Genomic DNA, 11,562 nt, shown 5'->3' with positions numbered 1-11,562 from the left:
ACTACGGCGGGACGGTCGTCGGATCGGAGCGGACCGGCCTACGAGGTCGAGCAGGAGGCCGAGACCTCGCTCGAGGCCTCCTGGACCGCGGACTGCTGCGACGCGAGCTCGTCGGGGTCCTGCTCGATGACGTTCACCGAGGGATCCTCCTCGTCGGGCTCCTCGGCAAGGCCGTCGGCGTACACCGAGACCTCGTTCAGCGCCGTCTCGAACGAACCGAGCGAGTCGATGAGCGCCGTGTCGTCCCCGGCATCCTCCATGAGCCCCTCGACGCGGTCGGACGCCTCACCGAGGTAGTCCTGCAGGCCCTCGAGCGTCTGGGGTGCGGCCAGGTTGTTCTGCACCCCGTTGGAGATGTCGCGCACCTGGCCCGCGATGGCGCTGCAGTCGGTGGCGCCCGACGCGCTCCCGTCATCGCCGCCGTCGCCGCCCCCGCTCGCGCAGCCGGCCAGGGCCAGGGCGCCGGCGAAGGCCAGCGCGACGGGCATGATCGATCGTCGCATGATGCAACTCCCCCCAGAGTGATGTGACCCTTGGAGCATAGTCCTGCGCGCCGACGAAACGGAGGATCGGTCCGCACGCGGGAGCGGGTGCAGGACCCGGGGCGTCGCCCCGCCGGGCGCGCGATCACCCGCGCGAACGGAAATCCCCCTCGCGCCGAACGGCGGGAGGGGGATCGATCTGATCTGCGGAGACGGCGGGATTTGAACCCGCGGTCCCCTTACGGGGACTCCACCTTAGCAGGGTGGTGCACTCGACCGGACTATGCGACGTCTCCTCGCGATCACCCGGAGGCGAACGCGACTGCCATCATAACGGGCATCCAGCCGAAACACGATTCGGCCGGTCGGGCGTCCCCCCAGGCCGATGGATCGGGGCCCGGAGGCTACTGGTCGGCGAGCGTCCGGCCCGCCGAGCAGCGCGTCTCGGCGGCGGTCTGGCCCGTGACGTCGCTCGGGAGCGCCTGCTCCGTCGGCGCCGGCGCCTCGGCGCCGCCGTCGGTCGCCGGCTCCTCGGTCGTGGGCTCCTCGGCAGCGGGCTCCTCCGCCGTGTCGACGGGCTCGGCCGGCGGCTGCGCGTTCGGGTCCGACGACGATGCGAACGTCACGTCCTGGGAGGCGTTCGGGTCGAACGAGACCGGGGTGTCGTTCTGGAGCGCGAGGTTCACGAGCTCGGCCGACTCGGCCGGGATCACCCCTCCGTCGACGTAGCCGGTCGGGTACTGCACGAACGCGATCTTCGACAGGTCGACGTCCTTCAGCGTCTTCGCGATCGAGATCATCATCGTCGGGTCGGCGAGCTTGTCGGAGAGCTGCATGTTGGCCAATGCGGCCTTCGCGATGCCGTAGAGCTTGACCGGGTCGGTGTACGTGCCGTCGCTCTGCAGCTTGCGGGCGAGCGCCGAGAGGAACACCTGCTGGTTCGAGATGCGGCCGAGGTCGGATCCGTCGCCGACGCCGTGGCGCGTGCGCAGGAACTGCAGCGCGTCGATGCCGGCCAGGGTGTGCGTGCCCGCGTCGAGGAACGTGCCCGTGTACTCGTCCTCGATCGGATCGGCGACGCAGACGTCGACGCCGCCGACGGCCTCGGAGAGGCCGGCGACGCCGAGGAACTGGACGCTGCCGGCGAACAGGATCTGCACGCCCGTCAGTTCCTCGACGGTCTTCACGACGCACGGCATCCCGCCGTACGCGAGCACGGAGTTGATCTTCACGTCGTACTGCTCCCAGAGCTCCTCGCCCGTCTCGGGGTCGGTGCAGCCGGCGGGGACGTCGACGAACATGTCGCGCGGGAAGCTGATGACCTCGACGTGCGAGTGGTCCTCGGAGACGTGCATGAGCATCGTCACGTCGTTGAGGACGGCGGTCTCCTCGTCGGGGTCGCCGAAGCCGGTGCCCTGGCCGGCGCGGCTGTCGCTGCCGATGACCAGGAGGTTGAGGCCGCCCTCGATCGCCCCGACGTCGGGGATGCCCGCGAGCGCATCCTCGTTGCCCAGCGTCACGGTGGGCTGCGCGGTGGCGGCGAGGTCGAACCCGGCGTACGCGGCGACCGCGGCGCCCGAGGTGAGCGCGACGGCGACCACCGATGCGGTGAGCTTCGCGATCGTGGACCAGACGCCCCTGGTGCGGAGTCGCCCGTGTCGGGCGGTGGCCGAAGGGGCGTCGCGGCGCGTGGGTGGCGTCGACGGGCTCACTCGGTCTCCTCTCGGTCTGACGCTGCGCGGAGGGCGTGGGATTCGAACCCACGAGGCATTGCTGCCCACTGGTTTTCAAGACCAGCTCCATCGGCCGCTCGGACAGCCCTCCTCGTCCGGCACGACGAGGAACCGCGTTTCCACGGCTCGCCTTCGGGCTGGACAGGCCCCGATTCTAGCCGAAGCGCAGTTCGACGAGCCTCGCACGCGTCGGCTGTGAGGGCCCTGAGCCGACTCGCACGATGTGGGGAGGAGCGCTATCCGGCGTTGGCGCTCGCACAGCGGACCTCGGCTGCGGTCTGCCCGGTGACGTCGTCGGGGAGTTCCTCCACGACGGCCGCGTCCGTCTCCTCCGGGGCCGCGGTCGCGGGGTCGCCGGTCGCGGCCGGCGCGTCGGACGGCTCCGGCGCGGCCGGATCCGCCTCGGACCCGACCGAGCCGAACGTCGCGTTCGACGTCGCATCCGGGTCGAACTGCACGGCCACGTCCTGCTGCAGCGCGGTGGCCACGACCTCGCCCGACGGCGAGGGGACCACGGCCGTCTCATCGTCGTTGTAGGCCGTCGGGTACTGGATGAAGGCGATGCGGCCGAGGTCGATCGCCTGCATCGCCCGTGCGATCGAGACGAGTCGCCCGAGGTCCTGCAGCCCCTGGGAGAGCGTCATGTTCGTCACCACCGCTCGCGCGATGCCGTACAGCCTCACCGGGTCGCCGAGCGTCCCGGCGTCCTGCACCGTCCGCGCGAGCGAGGCGAGGAACGTCTGCTGGCTCGAGATCCGGCCGAGGTCGCTGCCGTCGCCCACGCCGTGCCGGGTCCGCAGGAACGCGAGCGCGTCGTATCCGGCCAGGGTGTGGCTGCCGGGCTCGAGGAACAGCCCGGAGTAGGGGTCGGCGATCTCATCGACGACGCAGACCTCGACGCCCCCGACCGCCTCCGACAGCGCGGCGACGCCGTCGAACTCGACGACCCCGCCGACCGGGATCGTGATCCCGAGCAGTTCCTCGAGCGTCGCGGCGATGCACCCGAGTCCGCCGTCGTTCAGGATCGTGTTCATCTTCACGCCGTACCGGGCGGAGAACCCCGGGCCGGACGGATCCTCGGGGTCGGGGCACGCCGGGACGTCGATCAGCATGTCCCGCGGGAAGCTCACGACCTCGACGTGCGAGTGGTCCTGCGAGATGTGCAGGAGCATCGTGACGTCGTTGAGGACGCCCGAGTCGATCTCGGGGTCGCCGAAGGCACCGCTCTGCGGTCGCTTGTCGCTGCCGACGAGGAGGAAGTTGAGGCCGCCCTCCATCGCCCCGATGTCGGGAACGGACTCGAGGACCTGTTCGCTGCCGATCTTCACGCTCGGCTTCGCGGCGACCGGCCGGACGAGCTCGCCCACCGCGTACGCGCCGACCACGCCGGCGGAGACCAGCAGGACCGCCAGCGCCGTCCCGACCGCGGCGAGCACCGCGCGGCCGGTGGATCGTCGACGGAGCCGACCGTGATGCGCCGGCGGCACCGGCGCATCGGTCAGGACCGGCGGCAGGCTCGGCGCCGGCGGCACGGGCGGCGGCAGCTCGATCGGCGCGGTGCCGACCGGCGCATCGGGCGCAGGAGCGTCGGCGCCGTCGTCGTCCGACGGCGCGCCCTGTGGTGCGTCGACCCGTTCGCTCACGTGTGCCCCCGTGCGCGATCCTACCCACGGAGCCCGCGGATCCGGCCGCGGCGACACACGGCGCCGGTCAGGGCAGCGAGTCGAGCACCGGGGCGAGCCCGGCGTCCTCGATGCGCGCGGTGCGCTCCCCCGCCGCCGCGGCGACCTCCTCGGGCGCCTGGCCCATCGCGACGGAACGGCCGACCGCGCCGGCCCAGTGCAGCATCTCGATGTCGTTCCGGCCGTCCCCGACGGCGATCACCCGGCGCAGCGGGACCCCGAGCCATCCGCGCACCCGCTCCAGCGCGGTCGCCTTGTTCACGCCGTCGGGTGCGATGTCGAGCCACGCGGTCCAGCCGATCGCGTAGCTGACGTGGTGCAGGCCCATCCGCTCGACGAGCTGGAAGAACTCGTCGAGCTCGTGGTCGACGCTGGTCGCCACGACCCGCGTGGCCCGCTGGCCGAGGAGCTCGTCGAACTCGACCTCACGGGCCCGCTCGAGGTTCCAGTCGGACATGCCGCGCGTGAAGAGCCGGTACCCGTCGGCGAGCTCGACGAGGAACCTGCCGCTCGGCAGTTCGTCGCGGATGCGCCGCAGCACGTCGCTCGGGTCGAACGTCTCGACGTGCGCCTGCGACCAGCCGTCGGGCGAGGACGGGTCGCGGCGCATCGTGATCGCGCCGTTCGCCGTCACGACGTAGTCGGGCTCGAGGCCCAGCCGCTCGAGCACCGGCCGCGTCGTCGACCACGACCGGCCGGTGGCCAGCGTGACCGTGTGGCCGCGCTCGACGGCTCCGGCGACCGCGTCGGCGACGGCCGGGTCGATCGTCTCGTCCTCGTGCATGATCGTGCCGTCGACGTCGAGCGCGACGAACCACCGGTCGTCGGTTGCGGCGCGGGGGGTCATGCGGAGACTGGGCGGAGCACCTCGAGGCCGCCGAGGAACCCCCGCAGGGCCTCGGGCACGACCACCGATCCGTCCTCCTGCTGGTGGGTCTCGAGCAGCGCGACGAGCCATCGGGTCGTCGCGAGCGTGCCGTTGAGGGTCGCGACGGGCGCGGTCCTCCCGCTCTCGGTGCGGTGCCGGATGTCGAGGCGGCGGGCCTGGAACGTCGTGCAGTTCGAGGTGGACGTGAGCTCGCGGTACGCCTGCTGGGTCGGGACCCAGGCCTCGACGTCGAACTTGCGCGCCGCACTGGAGCCGAGGTCGCCCGCAGCCACGTCGATCACGCGGTACGCGAGGCCGAGCGCCTGCAGCATCTCCTCCTGCCAGGCGAGGAGCCGCTCGTGCTCGTCCTCGGCGTCGGCGGGATCGACGTAGCTGAACATCTCGAGCTTGTCGAACTGGTGCACGCGGATGATCCCGCGCGTGTCCTTGCCGTGGCTGCCCGCCTCGCGGCGGTAGCAGGTCGACCAGCCGGCGTACCGGATGGGCCCGTCGGAGAGGTCGATGATCTCGTCGGCGTGGTACCCGGCGAGCGCGACCTCGCTCGTACCGGTCAGGTAGAGGTCGTCGGCGGGCAGGTGGTAGACCTCCTCGGCGTGCGCACCGAGGAAGCCCGTGCCCTGCATGACCTCGGGCCGCACGAGCGTGGGCGTGATCAGCGGGGTGAACCCGTTGCCGATCGCCTTGTCGAGGCCCATGTTCATGATCGCGAGCTGCAGGCGCGCGCCGACGCCCTTGAGGAAGTGGAACCGGGCGCCGGAGACCTTCGCGCCTCGCGGCATGTCGATGGCGTCGAGGAGCTCGCCGAGTTCGAGGTGGTCGCGCGGCTCGAAGCCGAACGCGGGGATCTCGCCGACCTCGCGGAGGACGTCGAAGTCCTCCTCGCCGCCCGCGGGGACCCCCTCGATGACGACGTTGCCGATGCGGCGGACGGCGTCGGCGAACGCCTCCTCGGCGGCCGTGGCATCGGCGTTGGCCTGCTTGACCCTGGCGGCGAGCTCCTGCGCCTGGGCGACCAGCGCGGCCTTCTCGTCCTTCGGGGCCCTGGCGACCTGCTTTCCGAACGCGTTCTGCTCGGCGCGCAGCGACTCGAACGCGGTGATCGCCGCGCGTCGGGCGGCGTCGGCGGCGACCGCGTCGTCGACGGACGCGGTCGACTCGCCGCGCGCCTCCTGCGAGCGCTTGACCAGGTCGGGATTCTCGCGGAGCAGCACGGGGTCGATCACCCGAGCAAGTGTAGTCGGGGCGTCCGCGCGAGCCAGCGGGCGGACTCGATGGCGGGCCGGGGGTCCCCCGCGCGGGCCGATGCCCTAGATTCGTCGCATGAGTGCGGGCGAACAGCAGTCGGGGGCGGGCGGACGCCGCGCCGCGGTGATCTTCAACCCGGTCAAGCAGGGCGTGAAGCAGGTGGCCTCGGCACTCGAGCGGCTCGAGCCGGAGCACGGGTACGCGGACACGCTGTGGATCGAGACGACCGAGGACGACCCGGGGACCGGGCAGGCGCGCGAGGCGATCGACGCCGGCGTCGACCTCGTCATCGCCGCGGGCGGCGACGGCACGGTGCGGGCGATCGCCGAGGGCCTCGAGGACGAGGACGTGCCGGTGGGCATCATCCCCCTCGGCACCGGCAACCTGTTCGCGCGCAACCTCGGGATCCCGGTCAACGACATCCCCGGGGCGGTGAAGCTCGCACTCACGGGCCGGGACCGCGCGGTCGACGTGCTGCGTGCGAAGGTGCGACGCGAGGACGGCTCGACCGAGACCGAGGTGTCGCTTGTGATGAGCGGGATCGGCATCGACGCCGCGATGATCGCGAACACCGACCCCGACCTGAAGAAGCGCGTCGGCTGGCTGGCGTACGTCGACGCGGGGCTGCGCGCCCTGCCGAACTCGGAGCCGTTCCGCGTCGCGCACCGCACGGACGACGGCCGTGCGCACCGTTCGCGCGTCTCGAGCATCCTCGTCGCGAACCTCGGCTACCTGCCCGGCAACATCGAGCTCATCCCCGACGCCGAGATCGACGACGGCCGCCTCGACGTCGTGCGACTCCAGCCGCGCAACTTCTTCGAATGGCTCCTGGTGTGGCGGAAGGTGGCGTGGGAGAACCGCGTGCTCCGCAAGTCCGCGCTCGGTCGGCAGCTCATCGACCTCACGGGCGGCAACAAGCGTCGCGAGCTCGTGTACTCCAGCGGCGCGAAGATCGACATCGTCATCGACGGCGAACCGCAGGAGTTCGAGATCGACGGCGAGGACATGGGCATGATCACCGCCGCCCGGTTCGTGATCGATCCGAAGGCGCTCGTCGTCCGCGTCTCCGCGCAGGGCGGCGGTCGGCGGCCGGCCGGGGCGAGGCAGCCGGCCGGGGCCGCACCGTCGACCCCGGAGCGAGCCTCGGGTCGGGAACCGCGCGACGAGCTCGCGACGGCGGAGCTCGACGCGGCCGAGCTCGAGGCGAGGAAGGCGATGGCGGCCGGGCCCGACGCGGACGAGGATGCGGATGCGGATGCGCCGACGACCGCGGAGGACGCCGGAGCCGACGGCGACGGCGACTCGGGCTCCGGGTCCGCCGACCGGTAGTCACCGGCCGGCGCGAGCCGGGTCGTCGCGTCGACGACCCGGTCAGTCCTCCTCGGGCTCGCCGCTGAGGATCCCGCGCAGCCAGTCGCGCGCCTCGATGAAGATCCCGTCGTCGTACTTCGAGTGGTACTCGACCTCGCGCCGGTCGGCCCGCGGGTACGAGCCCAGGAAGAGCACCTTCGGGCTGAAGCGGCGCAGGCCGAGCATCGCGTCGTACACGCGCTCGTCCTCGACGTGCCCGTCGAGGTCGATGACGAACCGGTAGCGGCCCATCTCGTCGCCGATCGGGCGCGACTGCAGCAGCGACATGTTCACGCCGCGGGTGGAGAACTGCTCGAGCATCGCCAGCAGCGAGCCGGGCTCGTCGTCCGGCAGCTCGACGATCACGCTCGTCTTGTCGGCGCCGGTGCGCGGCGGGATGCGACGGGACCGGCTCACGAGCACGAACCGGGTCATCGCGTTCGGGTTGTCGCCGATCGACTCGGCGAGCACGTCGACGTCGAGGTGGTCGACGATGCCGGGCGGGGCGACCGCGGCGTCGGCGAGCCCGTCGTCGAAGAGGGATGCCGCGGCCTGCACGTTGCTCGTCGCCGGGAGGTGGGCGTGGTCGGGCAGCTCGCGCTCGAGCCATCCGCGGGACTGCGCGTACGCGACCGGGTGGGCGTTGACCACGCGCACCTCGTCGAGCCGGGTGCCGGGACGGGCGACGAGCACGAAGTTGACGGGCACGAGGTACTCGCCCACGATGCGCAGGCCCGACACCGTCGCGAGCGCATCCTGCGTGGCCGAGACGCCGCCGTCGACCGAGTTCTCGATCGCGATCATGGCGGCCGTCGAACGCCCCTCGACGACGTCGGCGAGCGCCTCGCCGACGTTGTTCACGCTGCGCCAGTGCCTGCCGGTCGCCTCGGGCACCTGCTTGAGCGCGGCCTCGGTGAACGTGCCGGCGGGCCCGAGGTACGAGTACGTCTCGTCGGGGTGCGGCTCCGCGGCATCCGTCATGCCCTTCAGCCTATGGCGCGGAGCCGCCGTGTTTCGGGAGCGGTCGCACCCGGGCGGGGCAGAATCGCTTCGAGGGGGTGGGCGATGACGACGACGGATGCCGCGGCCGCACGCCGGGCCGTGCCGACCGACGAGGAGCGCCGCATCGCGCTGCGGCGCATGAAGCGGATCGCGCTCGCCCTGCTGCTCGGCGCGGCGGTGGTCTTCGCGGTCGCGTTCCCGCTGCAGGACACCGTGCCGTGGATGGGCTTCGTCCGCGCCGCCGCCGAGGGCGCCATGGTGGGGGCGATCGCCGACTGGTTCGCGGTCACGGCGCTGTTCCGGCATCCGCTCGGGCTCCCGATCCCGCACACGGCGATCATCCCGCGCCGCAAGGACGAGATCGGCGCCACGCTCGGCGCCTTCGTCGAGGAGGAGTTCCTCTCCGAGGCGGTCGTCACGGGCAAGCTGCGGTCGATGGGCGTCGCGCACCGGCTCGGCGAGTGGCTGCGCGAGCCGGGCAACGCCGAGCGGGTGACGGCCGAGGCCTCCGTCGCCGGGCGCGGCGTGCTGGCCCTGCTGGGCGACGACGACGTGGCCGACGTCATCGAGCAACTCGCCCGGCGCCACCTGCTCGAGCCGGAGTGGGGGCCGCCCATCGGCCGGGTGGGCGCTCGGCTCGTCGCCGCCGACCAGCAGCGCGCGGCGGTCGACGCCGTGCTCGAGCGCGTCGAGACCTGGCTGACGACGCATCCCGAGGCGTTCGGCACCATGGTCTCCAGCCGCCTGCCGAAGTGGGTGCCCGGCTTCGTCGGCGGCCTCGTCGACGACCGGGCGTACCGGGAGGTGCTGGCGTTCGCCCGCTCGGTGCGCGACGAGCCGCGGCATCCGCTGCGCCTCGCGATCGACGGCTGGCTCGCCGACGTCGCCGACGACCTCCAGCACGACCCCGCGATGATCGAGCGCGTCGAGCGGCTGAAGATCGACCTCGTCGAGAGCCCGCGCCTGCGCGAGTTCGCGGGCGAGGTGTGGAGCTCGGTCAAGGTCTCGCTGACCGCCTCGCTCGAGGACCCGGGCAGCGAGCTGCGCGCAGGGCTGCGCTCGGCCCTCGTCGAGGTCGGCACGCGCCTCGCGACCGACGACGAGCTGGCGTCGAAGGTGGACGCCTGGGTGACGGATGCCGCGGCCTACGTCGTCGGCAGGTACCGCCACGAGATCGCGAGCGTCATCACCGAGACCGTCGAACGGTGGGACCCGACCGAGACGACGGAGAAGATCGAGCTGCAGGTGGGCCGCGACCTGCAGTTCATCCGCATCAACGGCACCGTCGTCGGCGCGCTCGCGGGGCTCGCCATCCACTCGATCGCCACCGCGATCGGCGCCCTCGCCTGACAGGGCGTGCTGCGGTTCTCAGGAGTCACGCGGCGTGTCGCGGCATCCGTCGGCGTGTCCTCCTGAGAAACGCGAGCGCACGGCGCCGGGCTCCTGAGAAACGCGTCAGCGCCTCTGGGAGGGGGTGTCGCGCGACAGGCCCGCGCGGCAGACTGGGCACATGCACGAGCGAGCGGGAACCCCGGCGACCGAGTCCGACCTGATCGACGTGGAGGCCCTGCTCAGGGCCTACTACGACCTGCATCCGGATGTCTCGATCCCGGAGCAGCGCGTGGTCTTCGGGACCTCGGGGCACCGCGGCTCCAGCCTCGACACGGCGTTCAACGAGGACCACATCCTGGCCGTCACGCAGGCGATCGTCGACTACCGCACCGAACAGGGCATCACCGGGCCCCTGTTCATCGGCGCCGACACGCACGCCCTCAGCGGCCCCGCGCAGACCACGGCGCTCGACGTGCTCGTCGCGAACGGCGTGCGCGTGCTCGCCGACGAGTACGACGACTACGTGCCGACGCCGGCGCTCAGCCACGCCATCCTGAAGTGGAACAACGACCCGGCCAAGGCGGCCGAGGGGCAGGCCGACGGCATCGTCGTGACGCCGAGCCACAACCCGCCGCAGGACGGCGGCTTCAAGTACAACCCGCCGCACGGCGGCCCCGCGGACTCCGACGCGACGAGCTGGATCGCGAACCGCGCGAACGAGCTCATCGCGGGCGGGCTGCGCGAGGTCAATCAGGCCGAGCCGAGCGCGGTCGAGACCTACGACTTCCGCGGCTCGTACGTCGACGACCTGGCGCAGATCATCGACTTCGACGCGATCAGGGCCAGCGGCATCCGGATCGGCGCCGACCCGCTCGGCGGCGCGTCCGTCGGCTACTGGGCCGCCATCCGCGACCGCTACGACCTCGACCTCACGGTCGTGAACGAGAAGGTCGACACGCGCTGGTCGTTCATGACGCTCGACTGGGACGGCAAGATCCGGATGGACCCGTCGAGCCCGAACGCGATGGCGTCGGTGCTGGCGAACCGCGAGGGGTACGACATCCTGACCGGCAACGACGCCGACGCCGACCGCCACGGCATCGTCACGCCGGACGGCGGGCTGATGAACCCCAACCACTTCCTCGCGGTCGCGATCGAGTACCTGTACACGCACCGTCCCGAGTGGCCCGCGGACGCGGCGATCGGCAAGACGCTCGTCTCGAGCTCGATGATCGACCGCGTGGCCGAGTCGCTCGGTCGCACGCTCTGGGAGGTGCCGGTCGGCTTCAAGTGGTTCGTGCCGGGGCTGATCGACGGATCCGTCGCGTTCGGCGGCGAGGAGAGCGCGGGCGCGTCGTTCCTGCGGAAGGACGGCACGGTCTGGACGACCGACAAGGACGGCATCCTGCTGTGCCTGCTCGCCTCGGAGATCCGTGCGGTCACCGGGAAGTCGCCCAGCGAGCTGTACGGCGAGCTCGTCGAGCGCTTCGGCGAGCCGGCGTACCAGCGGACCGACGCGAAGGCGAACGCGTCGCAGAAGGCGGCACTGTCGAAGCTCGACGGCGACGCGATCGCGGCGACCGAGCTCGCGGGCGAACCGATCGTCGCCAAGCTCTCCTCGGCACCGGGCAACGGCGCGAAGGTAGGGGGCGTGAAGGTCGCGACCGAGCACGCGTGGTTCGCGGCGCGTCCGAGCGGCACCGAGGACGTCTACAAGATCTACGCCGAGTCCTTCCGCGGTCCGGACCACCTCGCCGAGGTCCAGGCGGAGGCCAAGCGCATCGTCGACGGAGCGCTCGAGACGGCCTGACGGCTGACCGGCTGACGGCCTGACGGGCGCGTCGCCC

The 11,562-nt window shown here is 72.0% G+C and carries 9 protein-coding genes and 2 tRNA genes; 3 read left to right on the top strand and 8 right to left on the bottom strand.

Annotated features, from left to right (window positions below; genetic code table 11):
- Positions 1-38: 38 nt before the first annotated feature.
- From ABME01_RS11180 to serS, 7 genes are all read right to left on the bottom strand, one after another.
- Positions 39-503 carry a hypothetical protein gene (locus ABME01_RS11180; protein WP_353828486.1) on the bottom strand — a complete coding sequence of 155 codons (465 nt, stop codon included), beginning with the start codon at positions 501-503 and terminating at the stop codon, positions 39-41.
- Positions 504-689: 186 nt separating this feature from the next.
- Positions 690-778, bottom strand: a tRNA-Ser gene (locus ABME01_RS11175).
- 108 nt (positions 779-886) lie between these two features.
- Positions 887-2,194, bottom strand: a complete 1,308-nt coding sequence (locus tag ABME01_RS11170; protein ID WP_353828485.1) for an LCP family protein — start codon at positions 2,192-2,194, stop codon at positions 887-889.
- A gap of 27 nt (positions 2,195-2,221) precedes the next feature.
- Positions 2,222-2,306, bottom strand: a tRNA-Ser gene (locus tag ABME01_RS11165).
- Positions 2,307-2,451: 145 nt separating this feature from the next.
- Positions 2,452-3,858, bottom strand: a complete 1,407-nt coding sequence (locus ABME01_RS11160) for an LCP family protein (RefSeq protein ID WP_353828484.1) — start codon at positions 3,856-3,858, stop codon at positions 2,452-2,454.
- A gap of 67 nt (positions 3,859-3,925) precedes the next feature.
- Entirely contained in the window at positions 3,926-4,744 is an 819-nt protein-coding gene (locus ABME01_RS11155; protein WP_353828483.1) for an HAD family hydrolase, read from the bottom strand.
- Positions 4,741-6,009, bottom strand: a complete 1,269-nt coding sequence (gene serS, locus ABME01_RS11150; RefSeq protein ID WP_353828482.1) for a serine--tRNA ligase — start codon at positions 6,007-6,009, stop codon at positions 4,741-4,743. The genes ABME01_RS11155 and serS overlap by 4 nt, the downstream gene beginning before the upstream one ends.
- A gap of 97 nt (positions 6,010-6,106) precedes the next feature.
- On the opposite strand from serS, the gene ABME01_RS11145 reads away from it, so the two are divergent.
- Positions 6,107-7,360: a diacylglycerol/lipid kinase family protein gene (locus ABME01_RS11145; protein WP_353828481.1), complete on the top strand. Its 1,254-nt coding sequence runs from the start codon at positions 6,107-6,109 to the stop codon at positions 7,358-7,360.
- 42 nt (positions 7,361-7,402) lie between these two features.
- Here ABME01_RS11145 and pheA read toward each other — a convergent pair whose 3' ends face one another.
- Positions 7,403-8,362 carry a prephenate dehydratase gene (gene pheA, locus ABME01_RS11140; RefSeq protein ID WP_353828480.1) on the bottom strand — a complete coding sequence of 320 codons (960 nt, stop codon included), beginning with the start codon at positions 8,360-8,362 and terminating at the stop codon, positions 7,403-7,405.
- 84 nt (positions 8,363-8,446) lie between these two features.
- On the opposite strand from pheA, the gene ABME01_RS11135 reads away from it, so the two are divergent.
- Both ABME01_RS11135 and pgm read left to right on the top strand, forming a co-directional pair.
- On the top strand, positions 8,447-9,733 hold the full coding sequence (locus ABME01_RS11135) for a DUF445 domain-containing protein (RefSeq protein ID WP_353828478.1): 1,287 nt from the start codon (positions 8,447-8,449) through the stop codon (positions 9,731-9,733).
- A 160-nt stretch (positions 9,734-9,893) separates the two neighbouring features.
- Complete coding sequence (gene pgm / locus ABME01_RS11130; protein ID WP_353828477.1) at positions 9,894-11,525, top strand: phosphoglucomutase (alpha-D-glucose-1,6-bisphosphate-dependent); 1,632 nt, start codon at positions 9,894-9,896, stop codon at positions 11,523-11,525.
- Positions 11,526-11,562 lie beyond the last annotated feature (37 nt).

The organism is Agromyces litoreus, from assembly GCF_040496015.1.
Taxonomy (GTDB): Bacteria; Actinomycetota; Actinomycetes; order Actinomycetales; family Microbacteriaceae; genus Agromyces; species Agromyces litoreus.
The sequence above is the reverse complement of the archived record's forward strand: the minus strand, read 5'-3'. Positions and strand labels throughout refer to the sequence as shown.

Bases quoted from the DNA above. Each gene is read 5' to 3' on its own strand.
- pgm (WP_353828477.1), top strand. From the start codon at position 9,894: ATGCACGAGCGAGCGGGAACCCCGGCGACCGAGTCCGACCTGATCGAC.
- ABME01_RS11180 (WP_353828486.1), bottom strand. From the start codon at position 503: ATGCGACGATCGATCATGCCCGTCGCGCTGGCCTTCGCCGGCGCCCTG.
- ABME01_RS11135 (WP_353828478.1), top strand. From the start codon at position 8,447: ATGACGACGACGGATGCCGCGGCCGCACGCCGGGCCGTGCCGACCGAC.
- ABME01_RS11155 (WP_353828483.1), bottom strand. From the start codon at position 4,744: ATGACCCCCCGCGCCGCAACCGACGACCGGTGGTTCGTCGCGCTCGAC.
- ABME01_RS11145 (WP_353828481.1), top strand. From the start codon at position 6,107: ATGAGTGCGGGCGAACAGCAGTCGGGGGCGGGCGGACGCCGCGCCGCG.
- pheA (WP_353828480.1), bottom strand. From the start codon at position 8,362: ATGACGGATGCCGCGGAGCCGCACCCCGACGAGACGTACTCGTACCTC.